24 protein-coding genes are annotated in these 26,148 nt (G+C 65.3%); 7 read left to right on the top strand and 17 right to left on the bottom strand.

Features of this window, described 5'->3' with window-relative positions:
• Positions 1-46: 46 nt before the first annotated feature.
• Positions 47-721, bottom strand: a complete 675-nt coding sequence (locus V7Q53_RS06420; RefSeq protein ID WP_333827635.1) for a DUF1028 domain-containing protein — start codon at positions 719-721, stop codon at positions 47-49.
• 4 nt (positions 722-725) lie between these two features.
• Positions 726-1,142: a RidA family protein gene (locus tag V7Q53_RS06415; protein WP_333827634.1), complete on the bottom strand. Its 417-nt coding sequence runs from the start codon at positions 1,140-1,142 to the stop codon at positions 726-728.
• Between the two features lie 311 nt (positions 1,143-1,453).
• Here V7Q53_RS06415 and V7Q53_RS06410 point away from each other — a divergent pair, with 311 nt between their 5' ends.
• The 5 genes from V7Q53_RS06410 (at position 1,454) to V7Q53_RS06390 (ending at position 9,215) form a co-directional block, all read left to right on the top strand.
• On the top strand, positions 1,454-3,052 hold the full coding sequence (locus tag V7Q53_RS06410) for an ABC transporter substrate-binding protein (RefSeq protein WP_333827633.1): 1,599 nt from the start codon (positions 1,454-1,456) through the stop codon (positions 3,050-3,052).
• Between the two features lie 99 nt (positions 3,053-3,151).
• On the top strand, positions 3,152-4,129 hold the full coding sequence (locus V7Q53_RS06405) for an ABC transporter permease (RefSeq protein ID WP_333827632.1): 978 nt from the start codon (positions 3,152-3,154) through the stop codon (positions 4,127-4,129).
• The gene (locus V7Q53_RS06400; protein WP_333827631.1) at positions 4,126-5,844 is read left to right on the top strand and encodes an ABC transporter permease subunit; all 1,719 of its coding nucleotides are present in this window, start codon (positions 4,126-4,128) and stop codon (positions 5,842-5,844) included. The genes V7Q53_RS06405 and V7Q53_RS06400 overlap by 4 nt, the downstream gene beginning before the upstream one ends.
• A complete protein-coding gene (locus V7Q53_RS06395) occupies positions 5,841-8,147 on the top strand; it encodes an ABC transporter ATP-binding protein (RefSeq protein WP_333827630.1) in 2,307 nt (768 codons plus the stop codon). Before V7Q53_RS06400 ends, V7Q53_RS06395 begins: the two co-directional genes overlap by 4 nt.
• Positions 8,148-8,207: 60 nt before the next feature.
• Positions 8,208-9,215, top strand: coding sequence for a phosphotransferase enzyme family protein (locus tag V7Q53_RS06390; protein WP_333827629.1), 1,008 nt, complete (start codon positions 8,208-8,210; stop codon positions 9,213-9,215).
• Positions 9,216-9,225: 10 nt separating this feature from the next.
• On the opposite strand, the gene dinB is transcribed toward V7Q53_RS06390, so the two are convergent.
• Complete coding sequence (dinB, locus tag V7Q53_RS06385) at positions 9,226-10,350, bottom strand: DNA polymerase IV (protein ID WP_333827628.1); 1,125 nt, start codon at positions 10,348-10,350, stop codon at positions 9,226-9,228.
• A gap of 152 nt (positions 10,351-10,502) precedes the next feature.
• Positions 10,503-10,934 carry a VOC family protein gene (locus V7Q53_RS06380; protein WP_333827627.1) on the bottom strand — a complete coding sequence of 144 codons (432 nt, stop codon included), beginning with the start codon at positions 10,932-10,934 and terminating at the stop codon, positions 10,503-10,505.
• A 79-nt stretch (positions 10,935-11,013) separates the two neighbouring features.
• Here V7Q53_RS06380 and V7Q53_RS06375 point away from each other — a divergent pair, with 79 nt between their 5' ends.
• Complete coding sequence (locus tag V7Q53_RS06375) at positions 11,014-11,493, top strand: MarR family winged helix-turn-helix transcriptional regulator (RefSeq protein WP_333827626.1); 480 nt, start codon at positions 11,014-11,016, stop codon at positions 11,491-11,493.
• Positions 11,494-11,546: 53 nt separating this feature from the next.
• Here V7Q53_RS06375 and rfbA read toward each other — a convergent pair whose 3' ends face one another.
• The 12 genes from rfbA to V7Q53_RS06315 all read right to left on the bottom strand — a co-directional run bounded on the left by rfbA (position 11,547) and on the right by V7Q53_RS06315 (position 23,949).
• On the bottom strand, positions 11,547-12,410 hold the full coding sequence (gene rfbA / locus V7Q53_RS06370) for a glucose-1-phosphate thymidylyltransferase RfbA (RefSeq protein ID WP_333827625.1): 864 nt from the start codon (positions 12,408-12,410) through the stop codon (positions 11,547-11,549).
• Positions 12,407-13,258: a dTDP-4-dehydrorhamnose reductase gene (gene rfbD, locus V7Q53_RS06365; RefSeq protein ID WP_333827624.1), complete on the bottom strand. Its 852-nt coding sequence runs from the start codon at positions 13,256-13,258 to the stop codon at positions 12,407-12,409. Before rfbD ends, rfbA begins: the two co-directional genes overlap by 4 nt.
• Complete coding sequence (locus V7Q53_RS06360) at positions 13,255-14,133, bottom strand: hypothetical protein (RefSeq protein ID WP_333827623.1); 879 nt, start codon at positions 14,131-14,133, stop codon at positions 13,255-13,257. Before V7Q53_RS06360 ends, rfbD begins: the two co-directional genes overlap by 4 nt.
• Positions 14,130-15,170, bottom strand: coding sequence for a dTDP-glucose 4,6-dehydratase (gene rfbB, locus V7Q53_RS06355; RefSeq protein ID WP_333827622.1), 1,041 nt, complete (start codon positions 15,168-15,170; stop codon positions 14,130-14,132). The genes V7Q53_RS06360 and rfbB overlap by 4 nt, the downstream gene beginning before the upstream one ends.
• Complete coding sequence (gene rfbC, locus V7Q53_RS06350) at positions 15,167-15,724, bottom strand: dTDP-4-dehydrorhamnose 3,5-epimerase (RefSeq protein WP_333827621.1); 558 nt, start codon at positions 15,722-15,724, stop codon at positions 15,167-15,169. Before rfbC ends, rfbB begins: the two co-directional genes overlap by 4 nt.
• A gap of 70 nt (positions 15,725-15,794) precedes the next feature.
• Positions 15,795-16,781, bottom strand: coding sequence for a P1 family peptidase (locus V7Q53_RS06345; RefSeq protein ID WP_333827620.1), 987 nt, complete (start codon positions 16,779-16,781; stop codon positions 15,795-15,797).
• A 24-nt stretch (positions 16,782-16,805) separates the two neighbouring features.
• Entirely contained in the window at positions 16,806-17,546 is a 741-nt protein-coding gene (locus tag V7Q53_RS06340; protein WP_333827619.1) for an SDR family oxidoreductase, read from the bottom strand.
• 18 nt (positions 17,547-17,564) lie between these two features.
• A complete protein-coding gene (locus tag V7Q53_RS06335) occupies positions 17,565-19,004 on the bottom strand; it encodes an aldehyde dehydrogenase family protein (protein ID WP_333827618.1) in 1,440 nt (479 codons plus the stop codon).
• Positions 18,988-20,595: an ABC transporter ATP-binding protein gene (locus V7Q53_RS06330; protein ID WP_333827617.1), complete on the bottom strand. Its 1,608-nt coding sequence runs from the start codon at positions 20,593-20,595 to the stop codon at positions 18,988-18,990. The genes V7Q53_RS06335 and V7Q53_RS06330 overlap by 17 nt, the downstream gene beginning before the upstream one ends.
• The gene (locus V7Q53_RS06325; RefSeq protein ID WP_442954420.1) at positions 20,592-21,413 is read right to left on the bottom strand and encodes an ABC transporter permease; all 822 of its coding nucleotides are present in this window, start codon (positions 21,411-21,413) and stop codon (positions 20,592-20,594) included. Before V7Q53_RS06325 ends, V7Q53_RS06330 begins: the two co-directional genes overlap by 4 nt.
• Positions 21,410-22,357: an ABC transporter permease gene (locus tag V7Q53_RS06320; RefSeq protein WP_333827616.1), complete on the bottom strand. Its 948-nt coding sequence runs from the start codon at positions 22,355-22,357 to the stop codon at positions 21,410-21,412. The genes V7Q53_RS06325 and V7Q53_RS06320 overlap by 4 nt, the downstream gene beginning before the upstream one ends.
• Positions 22,358-22,476: 119 nt before the next feature.
• The gene (locus tag V7Q53_RS06315; RefSeq protein WP_333827615.1) at positions 22,477-23,949 is read right to left on the bottom strand and encodes an ABC transporter substrate-binding protein; all 1,473 of its coding nucleotides are present in this window, start codon (positions 23,947-23,949) and stop codon (positions 22,477-22,479) included.
• A gap of 246 nt (positions 23,950-24,195) precedes the next feature.
• Between V7Q53_RS06315 and V7Q53_RS06310 the strand changes: the two genes are divergently transcribed.
• Entirely contained in the window at positions 24,196-25,626 is a 1,431-nt protein-coding gene (locus tag V7Q53_RS06310; protein WP_333827614.1) for an amidase family protein, read from the top strand.
• 60 nt (positions 25,627-25,686) lie between these two features.
• On the opposite strand, the gene hisI is transcribed toward V7Q53_RS06310, so the two are convergent.
• On the bottom strand, positions 25,687-26,148 hold a 462-nt coding region (gene hisI, locus V7Q53_RS06305; RefSeq protein ID WP_333827613.1), incomplete at its 5' end, for a phosphoribosyl-AMP cyclohydrolase.

The raw sequence follows: 26,148 nt of genomic DNA, 5'->3' as shown, positions 1-26,148 counted from the left end.
CATGTGGCCCGCCGCGCCGTATGTTTGTCAAGCAAATGTCGTGCTTTTACGCATCGCCCGGCACACCGTAAGACGGCGCCGCACGCGGATCGAGCGCGCGTTGCAGATAGGCCTCAAGCTGCGGCTGATACAGCGCCCAGAGGTTGGCCAACCCTTCAATCGGGCAATCCTCAGTCCAGTCCACACGCAGATCGGCCACCGGCCAGCTGACCCTGTCCACCAGCAGCAATCCCGCCGAATGCACCGGCCCGGCCTCTCCGCCCGCCGCCAACCCGGCGCGCATCGCCGCGATCAGCCGGTCCCCCAGCGGGCCGCGCGCAGCCAGAAACCTATCGACAATCGCCTGCGGCACCCCGTCATTGGCCAGCAGGTTCCCGCCCGAGGCCACATCCGGCCCCTGCGCCTGCGTCCATATCCCCAGCGCCTGCGCGCCCGAATGAATGCCCGTGCGCCCCTGCCCGTCAACCGCCAGCACCTGCCGGTAATCCATGAACCGCCCGCGCCGCACCAGCTCCGCCACGGCATCCGGCGCGCTGAGCCCCTGTTGCATCAGGTCCAGCGCCTGCGGGCCAAGCGCGGGGTCGGTGATGTTCTGCGACGCCACCGCCCCCACGCCGGCGCGGGCAAAAGCGCAGCGCGCCGCAACGGCTGGCGAGGACGAGGAAATGGCGGTGCCGAACATGCCGGTCTCAGCGCAGCGCGCGACAAGCGAGAATGTCATGGCGTCAATCCGGTATCACGGCGGTGGCGTCGATCTCCACCAGCCATTCAGGCCGCGCCAGCGCGCTGACCACCAGCCCGGTAGAAACCGGATGCACGCCTTTGATGTATTCCCCCATCACCCGGTAAACCGCCTCGCGGTGGCGCACATCGGTGAGATAAACCACCACCTTGACCAGATGCGCCATCTCGCCCCCGGCCTCCTCTATCAGCTGGCGGATATTCTGCATAACCTTGTGGGTCTGTTCAGCCGGGTCATGGCTGTCGATATTCTGCGCATCGTCCAGATTCTGCGGGCACTGGCCGCGCATCCAGACAATGCGCCCGCCGCGCGTGACCACGGCCTGCGACAGGTCGTTGTCAAGGCTCTGCTCGGGATAGGTTTCGCGGGTGTTGAAGGGGCGGATGCGGGTATGGGTCATGACCGGGGCTTTCCTCAGAAGGGGCGGCGCCCGCAGGCCCGCAAGAGGTGGCAGTCTAGGCAATCATGCCTGCGCGCGGAAGAACACTATCCCGCATCAGAACGTAGCCCTGCCCTAAGCAGATGCCGGGCAAATGTGCGAATTTCCCTCCAAAAGGCGCAATCGTTCGCATCAGGGTTGACCATGACGGCAAGTCCGGCCTAGTTTTGCCAATGCCGCGTTTGTGATCAAAGCTGAAAATTTGTGCAGCACAGGAGTTAGATCACCGACCTGCGGTAAACAAAAAACATAAAAAGCCATGGGAGGCTTCCGTGAAATCCAGCCATCTTCTTGCCTGCACCGCCCTGACGGCGATGCTTGGCGCCGTCACACCGGCTCTCGCGCAAGAGCGTGTGCCACCCGTCGAAATCTTCACCACGACCGAATCCTACGATCCGATCCGCTATGAGGGCGCCTTCATCATCGCCGATGCATGGCGTGAGCTGGGGCTGGATGTCACGGTTTCGCCGCTTGAGTTCCGCACCCTGCTGGACCGCTTCTATTCCGAGCAGAATTTCGACACCGTCATCATGGGCTGGTCCGGCCGCGTTGACCGCCTTGATCCGCAGTTCTATCTGGGCTCGCTTGACAGCCGTCAGGGCGTGATGGGCGCGAACAACCCCGGTGGCTATTCGAACCCCGATTATGACGCGCTCTATGACGCGCAGTCGCGTGAGTTCGACATCGAGGCACGCCGCGACATCGTGCACGAGATGCAGGAACTGTATATGCCGGACGTGCCGGTCGTGGTGCTGTTTCACCGCGACGAGGTGGTGGCCTATAACAACACCACCTTCACCAACATGAACGCCATGGCCGGTGAAGGGCTCTATTCCGAATGGGTGCCGCTTGAGGCCCAGCCGGTGGGCGACAGCCAGACGCTGCGCATCGGCGGCCCGCAGGAGCCGGATAATGTGAACCCGCTGGCCTCCACCTCGGTCTGGGGCTGGAAATGGATGCGCCTTTACTATGACCGTCTGGTGCGCCTGACGCCGGATGTTGAACCCATGCCTTGGGCCGCCACCTCGGTTGACGCGGTGGATGATGTCACCATCGACGTGACCCTGCGCGAAGGCATGCTCTGGCATGACGGCGAGGCGGTAACCGCCGAAGATGTGGCCTTCACTTTTGACTACTACATGAACAGCGATTACAGCTACTTCAACGCCTACCTCGCGCCCGTCGAATCGGTCGAGGTGACGGGCGATCTGACAGTGCGCTTCAACCTGTCCGAACCCTCGGCGCCCTTCGCCACCATCACCCTCAGCCAGATCCCGATCCTGCCCAAACACATCTGGGAAGGCATCGAGAACCCCGGCGACCTGACGCCTGAACAGATCCCCACCGTGGGTTCCGGCCCGTTCATCTATGACCGCTACGACCGTGGCGAGTTCATGTCGCTGGCCACCAACCCTGACCATTTCTACGCCGACAACATCTCGGTCGATGGGGTGGAATTCGTCATCTACGCCGATGCCGAAGGGGTGTTCACCGCGCTGCAAACCGGCCAGATCGACATGACCGCCTGGCGGATGGAGCCGGGCCAGATCCCGCTGGCCGAAGGCAACGACAACCTGACCGTCGTTTCCGTGCCGGATTTCGGCTATTTCCACATGACCTTCAACACCCGCCGCGCACCCTTTGACGATGTCGCCGCGCGCCGGGCGCTGACCTATGCCATGGACCGTGAGCGCATGGTCAACGTGCTGCTGGACGGGCGTGGCGAAGTGGGCACCTCGGTCATCGCGCCGGTCAATGCCTACTGGCACAACCCGTTCGTCGAGCGGTTTGATTTCGACATGGATGCCGCCCGCGCCGAGCTTGAGGCCGCTGGCTATTCCTGGGACAGCGAAGGCCGGCTGCTCCGGTAACCGCCTGAACCCCTCGCACCCCGCCGCAAACCGCTTGCGGCGGGGTGTTCCCTCATTCCGGGCAGCCCGAGGCTGGACGATACCGAAAGGCAACAGGCGATGTCGCGCCGTACCTATCTGATCAAACGTGTGCTTCAGGCGATATTCTCGCTCTGGATCATCGCCACGATCCTGTTCTTCCTGTTCCGCATGGGTCTGCCAGACCCCACGGCCGCACTGATCACCGAGGGGCTGAACCCCGAACAACGCGCCGCCGTGCGCGCGCAGTTCGGCCTTGATGACCCGCTGTGGCGGCAATATTTCCTGTTCCTTGTCAACGCGCTGCAAGGTGAATTCGGCACCTCGTTCAGCTACCGCGCGCCGGTGTCCGGCATTGTATGGGAACGCCTTGCCAACACCATGGTCCTGATGCTGGCCGCCATCGTCATCGCCTATGCGATCGGTGTGCCGCTGGGTGCATGGCTGTCATGGCGCCGCGGTTCGCGCGTGGATACGGCGGGCATCTTCTTCGGCCTCATGTTCCGCTCAGCCCCGATGTTCTGGACCGGGATGATCGCCATTCTGATCTTTGGCGTCACCCTTGCCATCCTGCCCACCAGCGGCATGCGCACCCTGCCCTATGACGCCTCAAGCTTCTGGGACAAGATTTTCACGCTGGATTTTCTGTGGCACGCCATCCTGCCGGTGATGATTGTCGCGCTCTATTACCTCGGCTCGCCGCTGCTGATCATGCGCAACACCATGCTTGAGGTTTATGGCGAGGATTTCATCGAGATGGCCCGCGCCAAGGGCCTGCGCGAGCGCGATATCCTCTACAAACACGCCGCCCGCAACGCGCTTTTGCCCGTCGTCACGCAGCTTGCCGTCACCATCGGGCTGGCGGCGGGCGGGCAGGTGGTGGTTGAGGTGGTGTTTTCATGGCCCGGGCTGGGGCGCGAGATTCTGAATGCCGTGCGCACCTCGGATTTCCCGCTGGCGCAGGCCAGTTTCCTGATCATGGCGGCGTTCGTGATCACGCTGAACCTGTTCGTCGATATCCTTTACACCACGCTTGATCCAAGGGTGAGCTTCCGATGACCATGCCCCCCTTCCTGCGCGCGGCCGCAGGCCCGCTCAAGCTGATGCTGCAAGACCGGCTCGCGGTGATCGGCCTGTGTGTGCTGAGCTTCATTATCGCCATGGCGCTGTTTGCGCCGCTTCTCTCCACCCACAACCCGCGCCATATCAACGAGATCGAGGATGGCTCGGTTCTGACACGCGGTGCCGATGTGTGGGAGCTGGCCGACAGCCTTGGCCCGCTGGCCCTCAATGACGCTGACAGCGCCGGCGCCATGGCGCTGATTGTCGGGCGTCAGGGCACCGTCTGGTCGCGCGAAGGCGGCACGTGGGAGCGGGTGGAGGTGCCGGTCGAAGCTGACCTGAACGCAGTCGCCCTGCAACCGGACGGCAGCGCACTGGTTGTCGGCGCGGGCGGCACGGTTCTGCTACGCGAAGGCAGCGCGTGGCGCGTCATCGACGCCCCCGCGCCCGCCAATCTGCAAAGCGTCGCGTGGATTGATGAGAATGCTGCGCTGATGGTCGGCGCGGGCGAGGAAATCTGGCGGCTTGATACCGTCACCGGCACCATCCTTGAGATCGACAGCCCCGTGGGCCGTGGCTTTGCCCTGCGCTCGGTCGCGCGCGACAGCGACGGCACGCTTCTGGCGATCGGCGAACGTGGCCTTGCCATCCGCTATGACCCGGCCACCAATGAAGCCGCGCTTGAGCGCCTCGGCTCCAGCCGTGACCTCAACCATATCCACATCGCACCGGGCGGCGCCGCGCTGGTGACGGGTGAGCGCGGCACCCTTCTGCGCCGCGACAGCCCCGAGGAACGCTGGATCACCGACCCCGCCCCCGATACCCGCGCCCTGCGCACCGGCTGGATCGGTGATGACGGCCGCGCCGTAGCCGCCGGGCGCAACGGCATCGTCATGGAATGGGATGGCGGCACCTGGCAGATCGTCCCCACGGAAAGCGAACGCCACCTGCGCGCCCTGCTGATCGAGGGGGACAGCTGGCTGGCGCTTGGCTCTGACCGTTTCGTCACCCGCCTTGCGCCCCCATCGCGCGAACATTGGTTCGGCACCGACCATCTGGGGCGTGACCTTTACAGCCAGAATGTGCACGGCAGCCGCATCGCCCTACTGGTGGGCTTTCTGGGCGCGGCGCTGGTGGTGCTGATCGGCACCAATGTCGGCCTGATTGCCGGTTATTACCGGGGGCGGACCGAAACCATCCTGATGCGCACTGTCGATGTTATGTACGGCATCCCGTTCGAGCCGTTTGCGCTGATCCTTGTGCTGCTGTTCCAGCCCAGCCTGTTCATCGTCATTCTGGCGGTGTCGCTGCTGACATGGCGCACCGTCGCGCGGCTGATCCGCTCTCAGGTGCTGTCCTTGCGCGAACGGCCCTTTGTGAAGGCCGCGCGGGTGGCCGGGGCCTCGGATCTGCGGATCATGTATCTGCATATCTTCCCCAATGTGATGCCGCTGGTGTTTCTCGAACTCGCCATCATCGTCGGCGTCTCCATCATCGCCGAGGCCACGCTGTCTTTCCTGGGCCTTGGCCCGCCCCATTCGATCAGCTGGGGTGGCATCCTGCATGACGCCCGCCTGTCAGGCGCATGGCGCACCGCATGGTGGTGGAACCTGCCGCCCGGCATCTTCATCATGACCACGGTTCTGTCGGTCTTCTTCATCTCGCGGTCGCTGGAAGTGGTCGCCAACCCGCGATTGAGAGCCCGGCAATGAAAGATATAGCCGCAAAACCCCTTCTCGATGTCCGCGATCTGGCGATCCATTACCGCACCGGCGCAGGGCCAGTGCGGGCGGTGGACGGGATTGATTTCTCCATCGCGCCCGGTGAGGCGCTGGGGCTGGTGGGCGAATCCGGCTGCGGCAAGACCACCGCCGCCAAGGCGATGCTGAAACTGCTGCCCCCCAACGGCGACATCCCGCGCGGGCAGATGGATTTCAATGGCCGCGATCTGGTGCCGCTCACGGGCGAAGACATGCGCCGCGTCCGCTGGAAGGAAATCGCCTGGATTTCGCAGGCGGCGATGAATGCGCTTGATCCGGTTTACCGGGTGGGCGACCAGATCCTTGAGGCGATGCAGGCCCATATCAAAATCGACAAGGCCGAAGGCTGGGCGCGCGCCGAGGAGTTGTTCCGCGCTGTCGGCATCGACCCGTCGCGCCTGCGCGCCTACCCGCATGAGATGTCGGGCGGGATGAAGCAGCGCGCCGTCATCGCCATGGCCATGGCCCTGCAACCGCAACTCTTGATCGCCGATGAACCCACCACCGCGCTCGATGTGGTGACGCAGGCGCAGATCCTGTCGCGGCTCGCACGGCTGCGGCGAGAGCGCGGGATGGCGTTGTTGTTCATCACGCATGACATCTCGGTCGTGGTGCAGACCTGTGACCGCGTGGCGGTCATGTATGGCGGCAAGATCATGGAAACCGGCCCCGTCCGGCAGGTTTTCGGCCAGCCCTTCCACCCCTACACCATGGGCCTGACCAACGCCTTCCCCACGCTGGAAGGCGCGCAGCGCGAGCTGATCTCGATCCCCGGCACCCCGCCCGATCTGCTGAACCCGCCCACCGGCTGCCGCTTTGCCGAACGCTGCCCCTTTGCGACCGACCGTTGCCGCGCCGAAGAACCCGCGCAGCATGCCGTCGGCCCCGGCAGGTTGGCGGCCTGTCATTACCCTGAAAAGGTAGAAGAATTCCGCCGCACCGCTGCCACGAATGAGGCATGGGCCGAAGTGGGCCGCCGCCTCAATGAAGAGGTGGTTGTCGCCACCCGCACCCAGCGCAAGCAAAGCGCCGAGGTGCTGTCAATCGAAGGGCTGGTCAAGCATTTCCCCGTTGCCGGCAGCTTCTTTGGCAAGTCCGAAAGCAAGGTTCATGCCGTCGATGGCATCGACCTGACGCTGCAGGAGGGCGAAATACTGGGCATCGCCGGTGAATCCGGCTCTGGCAAGACAACCACCGGCGAGATGCTGGTGCGGTTGCAGGAACCCACCGCCGGGCGCATCCTGTCCGAGGGCAGCGATATCGCGCATCTGAAAGGCGCCGCGCTCAAAGCCTTCCGCCGCCGCGCGCAGATGGTGTTTCAGGACCCGTATCAGACCCTCAACCCGCGCTTCACCATTCAGGATATCGTCGGTGAGCCGCTGAAAATCCACAGTCTCGCCAAAGGTGCCGACCGCCGCGCGCGCGTGGTTCAGGCGCTGGAACGTGCCGGGCTGAAACCGGCTGATACCTATATGGAGCGCTTCCCGCATGAGCTGTCAGGCGGCCAGCGCCAGCGCGTCGCCATCGCCCGCGCCATCGTGCTGGAGCCGCGCTTCATTGTGGCGGATGAGCCGGTCTCGATGCTCGATGTCTCCATCCGTGCCGGTGTGCTGAACCTGATGCGCCGGTTCCGCGATGAGCTGGGCATTTCCTTCGTCTATGTCAGCCATGACCTGCCCACCATCCGCTATGTCGCCGACCGCACCGCGATCATGTATCTGGGCGAGATTGTCGAGGTGGGGCCGACCGAGCAGGTCATCGCCCAGCGCAAACACCCCTATACCCGCCTCCTCCTCGATGCCTCTCCCGAGCCTGACCCATCGGTTGAAAAACCCCCGCTGGAATCGGCAGGCGAAATCCCTTCCGCCATCGACATTCCCAACGGCTGCCGCTTCCACAACCGCTGCCCGCTGGCCACCGTCGAATGCGGCTGGGAGGGGCGCGATGTGATCGCCGCACTCGCCGAATGGGATCTGTCCACCCGGCCGCGCGACGCCCTCGGCACGCCAGAGCGCAACGGGCTTGACCTGCGCATCCCCACCCCAAAGGGTGCCGCCGTCGCGCGCGCCCAACTGGCCGATGTGCTGGCCCAGCGCCCCGCCTCGCTGACAGAGGCCGCCGATATCACCGAGGAAAACGCAGCGCTGGTCATCCGCTTCCCTGCCCGCCCCTCGCCCCGGCGGCGGCGTGTGGCGGAAGGGCATGAGGTCGCCTGCGTGCTTTACCCTGACGAACCCGTGCCGCCCGCCGGTTGACAGCACCGGAAAATCGCGCCAGCACCCGGCAGTCACCGGGTGCGTAAAGGGATGCGGGGAATGGCAGAAACCGGCATGGCGGCGGGTAATGCACTGATGCATCTGGACCGGCTTGCGCAAAAGGCACTCGCGCTGTGGGATCTTCCCGCAGGCGCCCGCGCCCGGCTGATCAACGTGGCCGAAAACACGACATGGCTGGTGGAGGCCCCCGGCGGCTTCCGCGCCGTGCTGCGCATCCACCGGGAAAATTACCACAGCCCCCGCGCCATCGCCTCGGAACTGGCCTGGATGGATGCCTTGCAGCGCGACGCCATCATCGAGGTGCCCCGCGCCATCCCCGGCCGGAATGGCCAACCCCTCCAGACCTGCACAACAGATGGCCAACAACCCCCCCGCCATCTGGTGCTGTTTCACTTCATCAACGGCACCCATCCAAGCGAGAGCGGCGATCTGACCGCCGGGTTTGAGCGCCTTGGCACCATCGCCGCAAAGATGCATCTGCACGCGCTGGACTGGCCCCGCCCTGAGGGATTTGAGCGGCTGATCTGGGATGATGCGGCGGTGTTTAGCCCGCAGGCCACCTGGGGCAACTGGCGCGATGCACCCCATGTCAGCCCCGCTCTGCGCCCCGTGCTTGAAACGGCAGAGCGGACCATCCGCCACCGCCTTGCCGTCTATGGCAATGACCCCTCGCGCTACGGCCTGATTCATGCCGATATGCGGCTGGCCAACCTGCTGGAAGAGGGCAACATCACGCGGGTGATTGATTTTGACGACTGCGGTTTTGGCTGGTTCCTCTATGATTTCGCCGCCGCCATCAGCTTCATCGAAATCGACCCGGCAATCCCCGCGCTGAAAGCCGCATGGCTGCGCGGTTATCGCCGGGTGCGCGCATTGCCCGCGCAGGATGAGGCCGAGATCGACACATTCATCATGCTGCGCCGCATGGCCCTGCTGGCATGGATCGGCAGCCATCTTGACGCCCCTGAACCGCAGGCCATGGCCCCGCATTTCGCCGCCGGAACGGCGCGGCTGGCGCAGGAATGGCTGGCGGCGCAAAGGCGCTGAAAGCCGCCCCTCAGCCCTCCTGCCACAGGCTCAGCTGCCGCCCCTCGCCGCTTTCGCCACCTTCCCCGTCCAGCGTTGACAGCGTCACGCCCAGCAGCCGAATACCCATCGCCACCGGGAAAAGCGGCTGCAACAGCGCCAGCGCGGTTTCCTCCATCACCGGGCCGGTGACCGGGGCAATCAGCGTCCGGCTGCGGGTGATCTGCCGGAAATTGGCGTATTTCACCTTCAGCGTCACCGTGCGCCCCCGCACCCCCTTGGCCGCGCAATGCCGCCAGACCTTGGCCACCAGCGCGCGCACCTCCTGCGCGGCGCGCTCATGCCCGGTAATATCCTGCGAAAACGTATCCTCGGCCCCGATGGATTTGCGCGCCCGGTCCGGCTGCACCGCGCGCTCGTCAATCCCGCGCGCAATCCGGTAATACCACTGGCCGGACTTGCCGAAATGCTCCTGCAAAAAGGCCAGCGACCGTTCGCGCAGATCGGCCCCGGTCTGAAGGCCCAGCCGCTCCATCCGGTCGGCGGTGGCCGGGCCGATGCCATGGAACTTGCGCACCGGCAGCGCTGCCACAAAGGCCGGACCCTGCGCCGGGGTAATCACCGCCTGCCCGTCCGGCTTATTGAGATCGCTCGCCATCTTGGCCAGAAACTTGTTGTACGAAACCCCGGCCGAGGCCGTCAGCCCGGTTTCCGCCTTGATCCGCGCCCGGATCATCCGCGCAATCTGTGTGGCCAGCGGAATACCCAGATGGTTCTCGGTCACATCCAGATAGGCCTCATCCAGCGACAAGGGCTCAATCAGCGGGGTATGTTCGGCGAATATCGCCCTGATCTGCGCTGACACGGCGCGATACACATCAAAGCGGTGCGGCACGAAGATCAGGTCAGGGCAGCGCCGCAACGCAGTGACCGAGGGCATGGCGGAGCGCACCCCAAACGCGCGCGCCTCATAGCTGGCGGCAGCGATCACGCCGCGCGCGGCGGGGCTGCCCACCACCACCGGCTTTCCGCGCAGCGCCGGGTTATCGCGCTGTTCGACCGAGGCATAAAAGGCGTCCATATCGACATGGATGATCTTGCGGCCAATGGCCGAAAGCGGCAGGCTTCCGGCATCGGTATTCCGCTCATCTGCCATTGCCTGCTGCATCGCCCATTGCCCTGAAGCGCCTGCGCCCCACCCCGCTGCGCGGGGTGAGAACGAATAACGAACATACCGCAATTGCGTGCAGTTTCAACCCTGCACGGCACGTCACCGGCAGCAATCCCCCTGCCCTTTCGCGCGCGGGCTCAGGCCGCATGCTCCGGCCCGGGCTGGGCGACTGACCACTGAATGCCGAACGGGTCGCGCAGAAGGCCCCAGTCATCGCCCCAGAACTGCCGTTCATAGGGCATCACCTCGGTGCAGCCAGCCGCCACGGCACGGTCCCACCAGGCGCGGCCATCGGCGACCATGAGTTGCAGATGACCGTGCGGCAGGGGCGTTTCGGCGCGCGGGCCGTCGCCGGTATGGTCGGTCATCATGAACGCACCGCCGTTGATCTCGATCTGCGCATGCATCAGCATTTCCGGGCGTTCCGGGTCCGGCATCCGGCCCAGATCGGTTGCCCCGAAAGCGCGGGTATAGAACGCGATCGCCTCTGCGGCGCGCCCTCCGAACGCAAGATAGGGAATCACGCCGGTCATCACCGAGGGGTCGGGCGTTTTGGACAGGTCGGTCATTGTGGTCTCCTCGAGGAAAAACGGATGCCAATGGCAGGCCTGTCTTGCGCCCACCCATTTAGGTTGATATCAACCTATCATGCCCGAGTCAAACCCCCCGCGCCTCTCCCCCGATACCGTCCTGCATGTGCGCGACACCTGCCTCTGCCTGCACGCCCAGCGCGCCGCCCGCACGCTGGCCCGCCGCTTTGACGAGGTTCTGCGCCCCTTCGGGCTGACCAATGGCCAGTTCTCGCTGCTGATGGCCCTGAACCAGCCAGAGCCGCCCGCTGTTGGCCAGCTTGCGCCCTTTCTGGGGATGGACCGCACCACGCTGACCGCCGCCCTGAAACCGCTTGAACGGCGCGGCCTGCTGAGCGTTGCGCAAGGCAGGAACGACCGCCGCAGCCGTATCGTCTCCATCACCGCCGATGGTGTTGCGACGCTGGCGCGGGCGCTGCCGGACTGGCGCGCGGCGCATGACCGGCTTGAGGCGGTTCTGAGCCCGGATGAGCCGCAGGCCCTGCGCGACAGCCTGAACCGCCTGTCAGCTGCGGAAGCAGCGCCGCCGGACGCCTGACACCCCTTCCGGTTTCGCTGCGCAACCTCAGCCGCCTTGGCAGCGCTGGCTTTTCAGGGGCAGAGGCCCTTCAGATAGGCCCCATAGGCCGTCTTGGCAAAGAGCGCCGCGCGCTCTGCCAGTGCCTGCGCGTCAATCCAGCCCATGTGAAAGGCCACCTCGTCAGGGCTGCCCATTTGCAGGCCCTGCCGCTGCTCGACCGTGCGCACGAAATTACCGGCGTCCAGCAGGCTTTCATAGGTGCCGGTATCCAGCCATGCAAAGCCCCGGCCCATCTGCCGCACCTGCAACGTGCCTTCCGCCAGATAAAGCTCCAGCAGCGCGGTGATCTCAAGCTCGCCCCGCGCCGAGGGTCTGACCTGCGCCGCCAGTTCCGGGGCGCGCCCGTCGAGAAAATACAACCCCGTCACCGCGTAATTGGAGGGCGGGTTGGCGGGCTTTTCGATGATCGCGCGCACCTGCCCGTCGGCATCGAAATCCACCACGCCGTAGCGCTGCGGGTCTGCCACGCGGTAGCCAAACACCGTGCCGCCCTGCATGCTGGCGGAAGCCATCAGCTCCGGCAGGCCATGGCCAAAGAACAGGTTATCGCCCAGCACCATCGCCGAGGGCGCGCCATCAAGGAACCCCTCCGCCAGTAGATAGGCCTGCGCCAGCCCGTCAGGCGAGGGTTGGGTGATCCATTCAAGCCGCAGCCCCCATTGGCTGCCATCCCCCAGCAGCCGCTGAAACTGGGCCTGATCCTCGGGGGTGGTGATGATCGCGATCTCGCGGATATCGGCCAGCATCAGCACCGACAGCGGATAATAGATCATTGGCTTGTCATAGACCGGCAGAAGCTGCTTCGACAGTCCCATCGTGATCGGCCAAAGCCGGGTGCCGGTGCCCCCGGCCAGAATGATGCCCTTGCGTTTCATGCCTTCACCTTCAGTTCCTGCAAGACCCGGTCAAGCCCCGCGCGCCAGTCAGGCCGGTCAAGGCCAAACACATCCAGCCCGCTGCAATCCAGCCGCGAATTAAGCGGGCGGCGCGCCGGGGTGGGGTAGTCAGATGTGGGAATATCGGTAACCGCGCAGCCCATCCCGGAACGCGCGAAGGTTTCGCGTGCGAAACCTGCCCAGCTGGTATCGGGAGCACCGGCGAAATGGTAGGTGCCCGAAAACGCGGGCGCATCGCGCAGGGCGCGCGCGATGGTCAGGCATGCGCGGGCGATGTCATCGGCAGGCGTCGGCCCGCCGATCTGATCGGCCACCACAGCAAGCTGATCGCGGGTGGCGCCCAGCCGCAGCGTGGTCTTCACGAAGTTGGACCCATGCGCCGAGAATACCCATGAAACCCGCAGGATCGCATGCACCCCGCCCGCCGCGCGCACCCCCACCTCGCCCGCCAGCTTGGCGCGGCCATAGGCGTTGAGCGGGGCGGTGGGGTGGTCAGGCGCAAAGGGCGCATCGCCCGCGCCATCGAAGACATAATCAGTCGAAGGCTGGATCATCACCGCGCCGATTTCCTCCGCCGCGCGCGCCATGGCAGCGGGGCTGTCGCCGTTGATCACCGCCGCCAGTGCCTCTTCGCTCTCGGCACGGTCAACGGCGGTATAGGCGGCGGCGTTGATCACCGCTTCGGGGCGGTGTTGTCGGACCGCGGCGGCGCAGGCCGCCGGGTCAGCCAGATCAGCCCTGGCACGACCCAGAAACACGCCCCCGGGCAAGGCGCGGCGCAATTCGGTCGCCAACTGGCCGGTTTTGCCAAAGACCAGCACCCTCATGACGCGCCCCCTTGCAATGCCGCTTCAGCCTGAGTGAAAAACGCGCGCGCACTGCGCCGGCCCGCTTCTTCGCGCCCCCGGCGCATCTCGCGGCTGAAGGCGCGCACCGCCGCATAGGCATAGGCGCTGCACCGCACCAGCCCGGCAGGCACCGCCAGAAGCCGGGCATACTGCGCCGTCACGGCCTGAAAGAACGCCTGCTGGCGCGCACCCTTCCCCGCTTGTTGTGCGAAGTGATGAAACTCTGCACCCGGCAGGTTGGGGCCGACAAGGGCGAAATCCAGAAAGGCGAAATAGCCGGGCACCCGCGCCAGTCCGAAATTGGGCCAGAAGACATCATTATGCCCCATCACAGGCCGCTGCGCCTGCAGCACTGGGGCCAGCGCGGTCAATCTGGTGCAGGCCTCAGTGTCATCCCCCAGCGCGGCGCGAAGCGGGGTGAGGATGTCAGGCGCGCGCGGCCTCGGCTCCATATCCGCGCACAGCCGCTCAAGATACTGGCCCAGCGCATGAACCGAGCGCGCCAGTATCTCCTCGCATCCCCATTGCCAGCCGTCATTGGTGCCGACGCCCTCAAGCCGCTCGGTATACAGCAGGTATTCGCCGTTCTCCGCAGTGGCATGAAGAAAGCGCAGCATCGCCGGGCAGGGCTGATGGCGCGCCCGCTGATCTGCGAGAACCCTTTTGGCGATCTGGTATTCCAGAATGCTGGCGGTTCGCTTTTCGATGAACATCTGCCCGTCGCGCAACCGGCAAAGGCGCAGGCCACGGTTTGCCGTTCCCCCCTCAAGTGGCGCGATAGTGTCGATCTGCGCGCCATCACCCGCGAGCTGCCGGGCCGCCGCGCGGGCAGCAGCACAGGGCGCAAGGATCATCGCGCCACCCCCAGCCGCTCGCCCACGCCCTGACGCGCCTGAAGGGGGCGCCACCATGATTCGTTCGCAAGATACCAATCGACCGTGCGCTCCAACCCCTCATCCAGCGTGACCGAGGGTTTCCAGCCCAGTTCAGAGCGGATGCGCGTGGCGTCGATCGCGTAGCGCAGGTCATGGCCCGGGCGGTCGGTGACAAATTCGATCAGCCCGGCATGGGGCGCTGCGTCCGGGCGCTTGCGATCAAGGATGGCGCAGATCTTGCGCACGAGGTCGATATTCGTCGCCTCATTCTCGCCGCCGATGTTGTAGCTGCGCCCGACCGCGCCCTTTTCCAGCACCATCAGCAGCGCCGCCGCGTGATCTTCGACATAAAGCCAGTCGCGCACGTTCAGCCCCTGCCCGTAAACCGGGACCGGCCTGCCCGCCAGCGCGTTCAGGATCACCACCGGGATCAGCTTTTCAGGGAAGTGGAACGGCCCGTAATTGTTGGAGCAATTGCTCAGCACCACCGGCAGGCCATAGGTGTGGTGCCATGCGCGCACCAGATGATCGCTTGCGGCCTTTGACGCCGAATAGGGGCTGCGCGGGTCATAGGGCGTTTCTTCGGTGAACTGCCCCTCAGGGCCGAGGCTGCCGAACACTTCATCGGTGGAAATGTGGTGAAAGCGAAAGCTTTCGGGGCGGCCCTGATCCTGCCAATAGGCGCGCGCGGCCTCCAGCAGGGTGTAGGTGCCGCGCACATTGGTGTCGATAAAGGCGCCCGGCCCGTCGATGGAGCGGTCGACATGGCTTTCCGCCGCCAGATGCATTACCGCATCGGGGCGGTGCGCGACGAACACCCGCGCCAGTGCCTCCGCATCACGGATATCGACCTGCTCGAACGCATAAAGCGGGCTGGCGGCCACGCTGGCGACATTCTCAAGGCAGGCGGCGTAGGTCAGGCAATCGACATTGACCACGCCATGCCCGGCTGCCACCGCCTGCCGCACCACCGCCGAGCCGATGAACCCCGCGCCGCCCGTGACCAGAAGCTTCATGCGCCTTCCCATCTGAACGGGCTGTCAAAATCTGCAAAGGCGGGGGCGCTTGCGTCCTTGTCGGACAGTTGCGGGGCGTTGGTGCCCCAGTCGATGCCCAGGCTGTCCCAGCGCACCGCGCCGTCGCATTCGGGCGCGTAATGATCGGTGCATTTGTAGATGATCTCGGTGTCAGGCTCACGCGTGATAAAGCCATGCAGAAAACCTGCGGGAATCCAGAGCTGGCGGGCGTTCTCAAACGACAGCTCAACCCCCACCCACTGCCCATAGGTCGGGCTGCCTTTGCGGATATCGACCGCGACATCATAGAGCCGCCCGCGCCCGCAGCGCACCAGTTTGCCCTGCGCATGCGGCGGTGACTGGTAGTGCAGGCCGCGCAACGTGCCCACCTGAACCGACATCGAGTGATTGTCCTGCACGAATTCAGGCAGATGCAGGCCCGCCTGCTCCAGCGTGCGCCTGTTCCAGCTTTCGCTGAAAAACCCCCGCGCATCGCCGAAACGGCGCGGCGTCAGCATCAGCACATCGGGAAGGGCGGTCTTTTCTACCTGCACAGTGTCAACTCCGCTCTGTCGCGGCCAATGTCGCCGATGCCCGGGGGTTAGGCAAGCCTCGGTGATGGCCTCAGAGGTCGCGCCAGCAGGGTTGCACGTCGCCGGGTGCCGGGGTGGCAGCAAAGACGCCGCGCGCGATGGCGCGGGCCAGACAGACGGCGGCGGCATGGCCCAGTGCGAAGGTGTCCGCCACCGGGTTGGTCAGGGGGCGCGCGCCGGTTGCGGCTGCAAAAACCAGATCGCCGTCAAGCGGCGTATGGGCGGGGGATATGGCGCGGGCAAGCCCATCATGGGCTGCGGTCGCCATGCGGGTGGCCTGCGCCTGCGTCAGGGCGGCGTCGGTGGCGATGATGGCGATGGTCGTGGCCTCACCCAGCCGCTTGCCGCAGAAGGGCTCATGGCCGGGATCAAAGCGCGCGGGCAGGCCGAGGTTGCCGAATTCTGCGTCCATCTCCCACGGGGCGGCCCAGAAATGGTTGGTGTCGCCGACAAGGGGGGAGCCCACGGCGTTGACGGCCACCAGCGCGCCCACCGTGATGCCATTTTCCAGCAGCACCGAGGCAGAGCCGAGGCCGCCCTTGACCCGGTAGGTCGCAGCCCCCGTCCCCGCGCCCGCTGTGCCCAGCGCGAAATCCACCCCGGCATTGGCGAGCGCGGCGCGGCCCAGCGCCTTGTAGGGGTTTTCCACCCAGTCCTTGTTGCCGCCATTGCTCAGATCAAACAGGATCGCGCCGGGCACAATGGGCACACGCGCGCCGCTCGCCGTCGCAAAGCCCCGCCCCTGCGCCCGCAGCGCATCAGCCACGCCCGAGGGGGCATCGAGCCCAAAGGCGGAACCGCCGGAAAGCACCAGCGCGTCAACCTCCTGCACCAGTTTGTCAGGCGCCAGCAGGTCCGTTTCACGCGTGCCGGGCGCGCCGCCCATGACGCTGACAGCGGCCACGAAGGGCCTGTCGCCCACCAGCACCGTGCTGCCGGTCTTGATGCCGTGATCCTCGGCATTGCCGACAAACAGCCCCGCCACATCGGTGATCAGATTTCGCGCGCCCGGTTTCATGGCAGCCCCCTTGCGACAACGCCTTCAGATACAGCGCCCGCCGTCCACTTCCATGGCGACGCCGGTGATCATGCTGGCCTCATCCGAGCACAGGAAGAGGGCGGCATTGGCCATATCCTCGGGCGTGGAAAAGCGGCCGAGCGGGATGGTGGACAGGAATTTCGCGCGGATCTCGGGCGTATCCTCGCCCATGAAGCTTTTCAGCAGCGGCGTTTCCCCGGCGACCGGGTTGATCGCATTGACCCGGACGCCCGCAGGCGCCAGCTCCACGGCCATGGCGCGGGTGGCGGTGATCATCCAGCCCTTTGACGCATTGTACCAGTTCAGATTGGGGCGCGGCGAGACCCCGGCAGTTGAGGCGACATTAAGGATCGCGCCCGCGCCATTGGCCTTCATATGCCCCACCAGATGGCGCGCGGTCAGATAGACCGACTTGGCGTTGACGGCCAGAACGCGGTCGAATTCTTCCTCGCTGACCTCTTCCATCGGTTGCGGCAGATGGGTGATGCCCGCGTTGTTGACCAGAATATCGACCTTGCCGAAGGCCTCGATCGCGGCTTTGGCCATGGCCGCCACGCTGTCATTCTTCGCCACATCCACCTGCTGGGCGATGCCACCCACCTCGGCTGCGATGGCCTTGGCGGCGTCAAGGTTGATATCGGCCACCATGACACGCGCGCCTTCCTGCACGAACCGCCGCGCGATCCCCGCACCAAAGCCAGAGCCGCCGCCGGTGATGATTGCCGCTTTTCCCTCAAGTCTCATATCAGTCTCTCCCAGAAATCAGCCGTGATGCGCGGCGACGGTTTTGAGGGTCGAGAAGCCATAAAGCGCCTCGAACCCTTTTTCGCGGCCATGGCCGGATTTGCCGATGCCGCCGAAGGGCAGCTCAACGCCGCCGCCCGCGCCGTAATTGTTCAGGAACACTTGCCCGGCCCGCAAAGCCCGTGCCATGCGCATCTGCCGCCCGCCATCGCGCGACCAGACCGAGGCGACGAGGCCGAATTCGGTGCCATTGGCGATTTCGACTGCCTCGGCCTCGCCATCGAAGGGAATAACGACCTGCACCGGGCCGAAGATTTCCTGCTGCGCCAGCGCGTGATCCGCCGAAACGCCACCAAAGAGGGTCGGTGCCACATAATGACCGCCTGCCGGGGCCTGATCGACGATGCGGCCCTGTGCGGCCATCTCCAGATCGGTGCCACGCTCAATAAAGCCCTGCACGATCTCTTTCTGACGAGCAGAAATCAGCGGGCCAACGTCAAGGTCAGCATCGGCGGGGCCGACCTGAAGCGCCTTGTAACGCTCAGCCATGCGGGTGATGACCTCATCATAGCGCGCGCGCTCCACCAGAATGCGTGACGAGGCAGAGCAGGTCTGACCGGCATTCTGGATACCGGCATTCACCAGAAACGGCAGGGCTGCATCAAGGTCAGCATCATTGAACACCAGTTGCGGGGATTTGCCGCCCAGCTCCAGCGTGACCGGCACCACATTGCGGGCAGCAGCGGCCTGAATCAGCGTGCCGACATGAACCGAGCCGGTGAAGGAGATATGGTTGATGCCGGGATGCGACGACAGCGCCGCACCTGCCTCTTCGCCCAAACCCGGCACCACGTTCAGCGCGCCCTCGGGCATGCCCGCCTCATGGGCGATGCGGGCGAAGGCCAGCGCGGTCAGGCAGGCCTCCTCGGCGGGTTTCAGGACACAGGCATTGCCCATCGCCAGCGCGGCACCGACCGAGCGGCCGATGATCTGCATCGGGTAGTTCCACGGGATGATATGGCCGGTCACGCCATGCGGCTCACGCAAGGTATAGACGGTGTAGCCGTTCAGATAGGGAATGGTTTCGCCCATCACCTTGTCGGCGGCACCGCCGTAAAACTCCATGTAGCGCGCCAGTGCCAGCGCATCGGCGCGCGCCTGCTTCAGCGGCTTGCCGACATCGGCGGCCTCGATCGCGGCCAGCTCGTCAGCACGCTCGGCCACCATCTGGCCGATGCGCGTCAACAGCCGCCCGCGCTCTGCCGCCGTAGTCTTGCCCCAGACGCCGTGCAGCGCCGATTGCGCGGCGGCTACCGCATCGTCAATATCAGCGCTTGTGCCGCGCGCGATCTGCGCCATTTCAGCGCCGGTGGAGGGGTTTTCAACCGCCAGCGTGTCAGCGGTGCGGCGCCATTGGCCGCCGATCAGGATTTCGCGCGGATCATACCAGAGTTTCATGGGTCTTTCCTTCCGTCCAACCCGCCGGGATCACCGGCGTGGCGGCGATCAGTTCGCGGGTATAGGGGTGTTGGGGGTTGGCGAAAACCGCCTCGGTCTCGCCGCTTTCAACGATCTCGCCGGCCTTCATCACCATCACCCGGTCGGTGATAGCGCGCACGACATGCAGGTCATGGCTGATGAACAGATAGCCCAGCTGGTGGCTTTCCTGCAACCGCGCCAGCAGATCAAGGATCTGCGCGCGCACCCGCACGTCCAGCGCCGATACGGCCTCATCCAGCACAATCAGGTCAGGCCGGTTGATCAGCGCGCGGGCGATGGCGATGCGCTGGCGCTGGCCGCCGGAGAACTCGTGGATGTATTTGTCGGCGTCGGCGGGGGTCAGGCCAACCTCGCTCAAAGCCTCGCTGATACGGTCGCGGGCGTCTGCGGGGGTTTGCGGCATCAGGTGAAACGGCTCGGACACAAGGCGTGAGACCTTCCAGCGGGGGTTGAAGCTGCCATAGGGGTCCTGGAACACCACCTGCAACCCGGCCCGCAGTGCGTTGGGCATGGAAGGGCTGATCGGCTCGCGGCCATAAAGCCGGATGCTGCCCGCCTGCACCTTTTCCAGCCCCAGAATGGCCCGCGTCAGGGTGGATTTGCCGCAGCCGGACTCACCCACCAGCCCCAAAGATTCCCCCCGGCGCAGGGTGAAGCTGACGCCGCGCACGGCCTCAAGCATCGGCGTGGGGCCGAAGAGCGAGCGGCGCGGCAGGGCGTAGCTGCGGCGCACATCGGCGACCTCAAGCAGGGTTTCCTCCTCCACCGTCGGCTGGCGCGCGGGGTGATGGGCGGAGGCTGCGAAAAGGCGGCGGGTGTAGTCATGCGCGCGGGTGCGGAACAGGGCCTCGGTCGGCCCCTGCTCGACAATCCGCCCCTCCTGCATCACCGCCACATGATCGGCCACGCCCGCCACCACCGCCAGATCATGGGTAATCAGCAGCAGCGACATGCCCTCTTCATCGACCAGCCCGCGCAAAAGGTCCAGAATCTGCGCCTGCGTGGTGACATCCAGCGCGGTGGTGGGCTCATCGGCGATCAGCAGGCGCGGGCGCAGGGCCACGGCCATGGCAATGCAGACGCGCTGGCGCTGGCCGCCTGACAGCTCATGCGGGTAGCGATCGAGCGGGAAGCGCGCGCCGTCCAGCCCCACACGGTCCAGCTTTTCGCGGGCAAGTTTCAGGGCCTCAGACCGTTTGGCGGCACCATGGATGATCAGCGTTTCGGCCACCTGATCGCCGATGGTCTGTACCGGGTTCAGCGCGGTCATCGGCTCCTGAAAGATCATGCCGATATCATTGCCACGAATGCCGCACATGGTGTCTTCGTCCAGCGCGAACAGGTCGCGCCCGTCCATCATCGCGCGCCCGCTGCGCTTGCCCCCCTCTGGCAGCAGCTTCATCAGCGCCAGCGAGGTCATGGATTTGCCCGAGCCGGATTCACCCACCAGCCCGAAGACCTTGCCTTGCGGGATATCAAACGACACGTCGCGCAGGATCGGTGTGCCGTGGATATCAAGCGACAGGTTCTCAACGCGGATCAGGCTCATCGTGCGCGCCTCAGTTTCGGGTCCAGAATATCGCGCAGACCGTCGCCCATCAGGTTCAGGCCCAGCACCGTCAGCACGATGGCGAGGCCCGGAATGACCGCCATATGCGGCGCGAAGGAGATCATGGTCTGCGCCTCAGCCAGCATGCGGCCCCAGCTGGGGATCGGCGGCTGCGCGCCAAGGCCGACATAGGAAAGCGCGGCCTCGGCCAGAATGCCCAGCGAGAACTGGATGGTGCCCTGCACGATCAGGAGGTTGGCGATATTGGGCAGGATATGTTCCAGCGAGATCCGCGCGCGGCGCTTGCCCGCCACCTCGGCGGCGCGGATGTAATCCAGCGTCCAGAGGCTGAGCGCACCGCCGCGCGTGACGCGGGCAAAGACCGGCGTGTTGAAGATGCCGATGGCGATGATCGCATTGACGGCGGAGGGGCCGAAAACAGCGGTGATCAGAATGGCGATGACCAGCGCGGGAAAGGCAAAGACCAGATCATTGCCGCGCATGATCACTTCATCAATCAGCCCGCCCCGGTTGGCGGCGGCCAACAGGCCCAGTGGCACGCCCAGCACCATGCCCATGCCCACCGCGATCACCGCCACGGCAATGGAGGTGCGCGCCCCCACCATGATCATCGAAAGGATATCGCGCCCGAAATGGTCAGTGCCGAACCAGTGCGCTGCGCTTGGGGCCTGCAGGCGGGCGGAAATGTTCATGCCCTCGACGCCATAGGGCGTCCAGAACAGCGAAAGGATGGCCGCCAGCGCGAAGACGCCGGTCAGCGCCGCCCCTGCGACAAGCGTCATGGGCAGGCGTTTCATGCGCGCCTCCGCAGGCGTGGGTCGGCGGCGGCATAGGCCAGATCGACAAGAAAGGTCACAAGGATCACCGCGAAGACCAGAAGCATCACCACCGATTCCACCACGATCAGATCGCGCTGGGTGATCGCCTGAAAGATCAGCCGCCCAAGGCCGGGCAGGAAGAATACGTTTTCAATGATAATCCCGCCGGCCAGAAGGAACGAGAATTGCAGACCGATGATGGTCAGCACCGGAATGAGCGCATTGCGCAATGCGTGGCGCACCACCGTCTGGCGCGCCGACAGGCCCTTGGCGCGGGCGGTGCGGATGTAATCCTGCCCCAGCGTTTCAATGACAGCCGAGCGCATGACGCGGGCAAGGATCGACGCCTGCGGCAGGGCCAGCGCGATGGCAGGCAGGGTCAGCGCCTGAATATTGACCCAGAAGCCCCGGTCCCAGCCCGGAAAGCCCCCGGCCGAAAACCAGCGCAGGTTGATGGAGAACAGCAGCACCAGCAGCATGGCGAACCAGAAGTTCGGCACCGCGATTCCCAGCTGCGTTGCGCCCATGATCCCGGCATCAAGGCCCGAGCCGCGGCGCGCGGCGGCGATCAGGCCCACCGGAAAGGCAATCAGCGTGGACAGCAGCAGCGCATAGACCGTCAGCGGCAGCGACACGCCCATACGCGCCAGAACCAGCTCGTTCACCGGAACGCGGTAGGTATAGGAGGTGCCGAAATCGCCGATCAGCATGCCGCTGATCCAGGTCAGATAGCGGCTGAACAGCCCCACATCGAGGCCCAGCTCACGCCGCAGCGCCGCCACGGTTTCAGGCTGGGCATTCATGCCCAGCATATAGGCGGCCGGGTCACCCGGAATCACCTCGATAACGAAGAAGATCACCATGCTGGCCACGATCAGACTGATCGTAAGCGAGACAAGGCGCTGAAGGGCGAAGCGAAGCATGCGGTGTCAGTATCTGGGGGCGCGGGCCGCAGAGGAGGGCGGGCCACGCGGCGTCGGGAATTTTCAAAACGTACCGGGCGCGACAGGGCCGCGCCCGGCGTTGTCTCAGCAGGGGCGGATCACTCGGTCCAGCGCACGCCGGTCAGGTCATTGGCCGGAACCGGCGCATTTTCCCACAACCCCTCGATCGCGGCATTGGCAACGCCGGTCTTGGGAAGCTGGAACAGGAAGCCGACCACGAAATCATCGGCGATATGGCGCTGGGCGCGGTGCAGCAGATCGGTGCGCGCTGCCGGGTCCGAGGTTTCATCCAGCTCGGCCATGATCGTCTGAAGCTCAGGGTTGTCATACTGGAAGTAGTAGTCAGGCCGGGCATAGATCTCGATATCCATCGGCTCGGTATGGCTGATGATGGTCAGGTCGAAATCCTTGCCGCGGAAAACCTGCTCAAGCCACTGGGCCCATTCCAGATTGGTGATCTCGGTCTGGATACCCACCTCGCGCAGCTGCGCGGCAACGATCTCACCACCACGGCGCGCATAGACCGGCGGCGGCAGCATCAGGCGCAGCGTCAGGTTTTCCTGCCCGGCCTCAGCCAGAAGGGCGCGCGCGGCTTCCGGGTCATGGGCGGAATTGGCGGTCAGGTCCAGATAATCGGGGTTATGCGGGGCGAAATGGGTGCCGATGGGCGTGCCATAGCCGAACATGGCACCGTCGATGATGTCCTGCCGGTTGATCGCATGGCTGATCGCCTGACGCACCCGGATATCCGACAACGCCTCGTTCTGGTGGTTCATCGACAGGATGGTCTCACCTTCGGTCGAGCCGACGATCACGTTATAGCGCGGATCGGCCTCGAACTGGGCGAGGGTTTCATAGGCGGGATAGTTCGGGAAGGCATCGACATCGCCCGCCATCATGGCAGCGAAAGCGGCCGAAGGGTCAGAGATGAAGCGGAAGGTCGCACGCTCAAGCGCCGGGGCCTCGCCCCAGTAATCGGCGTTGCGCTCAAGCTCTACGCGGTCGCCCTGCACCCAGCGCGCAAAGCGGAAAGCCCCGGTACCCACGGGGTTGGTGGCGTTGTTCTCAACGCTTGCGGGCGACATGATCACCGCATCACCCCAGGCCATGTTGAACAGGAAAGCGCCCTGCGGCTGGCTCAGCACCACTTCGACCGTGAGCGGGTCAATCGCGGTGACGGTATCGATGGCAGCGAAGAGTTGTTTTTGTGCGTTGGTGCTGTCTTCAGCGCGGGCACGGTCGAGCGAGAAGACCACGTCATCGGCGCTGAACGGTGTGCCGTCATGGAACTGCACACCCTCGCGCAGGTGGAAGGTGTAGGTCAGGCCGTCTTCGGAAATTTCCCAGTCATGCGCCAGACCGGGGTTGACCGCGCCATCGGGGCCAAAACGGGTGAGGCCCTCAAAGATGTTGGAATAGGTCACCTCACGGATCGCCGCTGCGGCGCCGCTGGTGGGGTCAAGGTTTGGGGGCTCAAGCACCATCCCGACCGAAATATCCGTGCGTTGGGCAAACGCGGGCGTGGCAACCAGCGCCAGCACTGCAAGCCCCATTTTAAGACGGCCAAGCATGGCACCCTCCTGTGATTTGTGTGTTTTCTGCGCGAACCTTATGCAAGCAGCGGCGTCTAGGGAAGGGGGATTAGAAGATTGTTAGCACGCGGACAAGTGCGGCTTTCCGGTCGTGGCTGTGGACACCCCCCTGAGAATAAGAAAAGATGCTTGCAGCCCCGTTGCTGTTGGGTGAAGCTTCACCCGTGAAAGACCGCGTCCGGCAACAGCGCCCGCGACGCCGCACATGTTCGACAGGAGAGTCCGATGACCGACACCCCCTTGTGGCAGCTGAGCGCCACAGATCTGGCCGCACGCGCCCGCAACGGCGACATTTCAGCCGAAGCGTCGGTGCAGGCCGCCGTAGACCGGATGCGCGCGGTCAATCCGGCCCTGAATGCCGTGGTGGTCGATACCGGCGATGATGCGCTGGAACGCGCCCGCGCGCTGGACAAGGCGCGCAAGGGGGGCGCCACGCCCGGCACGCTTCACGGGGTGGCGGTGACCATCAAGATCAACGTGGATCAGAAGGGGCAGGCCACCTCGAACGGGATGCCCGCGCTGAAGGACATGATCGCGGCTGATGACGCGCCGCTGGTGAAGAACCTTCAGGACGCGGGCGCGGTGGTGATTGGCCGGACCAACACGCCCGAGCTGTCTTTCCGCGCCGATACCGACAACCCGCTTTTCGGGCGCACCCACAACCCGTGGGGGCACCATATCAGTGCCGGCGGGTCATCCGGCGGGGCGGGATCGGCGGTCATGGCCGGGATCGGCGCGCTGGCGCATGGCAATGACATCGGCGGCTCGCTGCGCTTTCCGGCAGCGGCCAATGGCGCGGTGACGGTCAAGCCCGGGCTGGGCCGCGTGCCCGCATGGAACCCCAGCCAGAAGGCCGAACGCGGGATGCTGGCGCAGTCGATGTCGGTGCAGGGGCTGCTGGTGCGCAAAGCCGCCGACCTGCACACCGCCATGCCCGCGATGATTGCGCCCGATGCGCGTGATCCGTTCCATGCGCCGCTGCCGTGGCGCGGCGAAGACCTCGACTGGCCGATCCGCGTGGGCTTCACGCGCGAAACCTATGGCTTTGATCTGCACCCGGAGGTCAATGCCGCGCTGGAGGCCGCGCGCGACGCGCTCAACGATGCCGGCTATATCGTCGAAGAGGTCACGCCGCCCTGCATGCCCGAAGTGGCGCAGGAAGGATATCGCGCGCTGCTGACCGAAGTGTCGCACCTGATGAAGGCCGATATCGAAGCAATCGGCAGCGACACGATCAAGGCGATCTTCGCGGAGTATTTCCGCCAGTTCCCGCCGTTCGAGGAGATGGATTATCTGAAGGTCATCGCCAGGCGCACCTACTACAGCCGCGAATGGGCGCGGCAGCAGGAGCGTTTCCCGCTGATGCTGACCCCGTTCCTGCCACAGCCCTTCTTCAGCCCCGACCGCGATACCGAGGGGGCCGAGGGCGTGCGCGAGGTGCTGGGTGCCGCGCTCTGGTCCTATTCGATGAACTTCATGGGGCTTCCGGCGGGTAACCTGCCCGCCCGCCTGTCGGTGCTGCCGCAAGGCCCGGTGCCGATTGGTGTGCAGATTGTCGGCCGCCGCTGGCGCGAGGATCTGGTGGTCGATGCGATGTGCGCCATCGAAGACCGGCTGGGCGCGCTGGCCACGCAGCTTTGGCAGCGCATGGACTAAGGCCTGCACGGGCAAAGGTACGAGGGCAGCGGCAGGGCAATGCTCCACCGCTGCCCTTTGTCAAAGCTGCGTCGGGTTCGGCGCATCGCCATAGACGGCGACCGGGTCAAAGCTCTTCTCCGCCTCGGTAAAGCGCAGCGGCCCGCCCGCCTGAGCGCCGGTAGGCACCGCGCGGTAAAAGCACGACCGATAGCCCACATGGCATGAAGCGCCGGAACCGGGCACCTGCACCCGCAGCCAGAGCGCGTCCTGATCATCGTCGATGCGCGCCTCGGTCACCCGCTGCACCAGACCCGAGGTTGCGCCCTTGTGCCAGACTGCCTGCCGTGACCGGCTGAAATAATGCGCCTCGCCGGTTTGCAGGGTGCGGCGCAGGGCCTCGTCGTTCATCCAGCCCAGCATCAGCACCTCGCCCGTTCCGGCGTCGGTGGTGATGCAGGGAAGCAGGCCATCGGGGCCGAACCGGGGCGACAGCAGGGTGCCTTCCTCAACCTCCTCAACCGTGCGGCGGGGGTGGAACGG

This window comes from Pararhodobacter sp. (genome assembly GCF_036802785.1).
In the GTDB taxonomy this organism is placed as follows: Bacteria; Pseudomonadota; Alphaproteobacteria; order Rhodobacterales; family Rhodobacteraceae; genus Pararhodobacter.
This window is presented reverse-complemented; position numbering and strand designations above follow the sequence as displayed.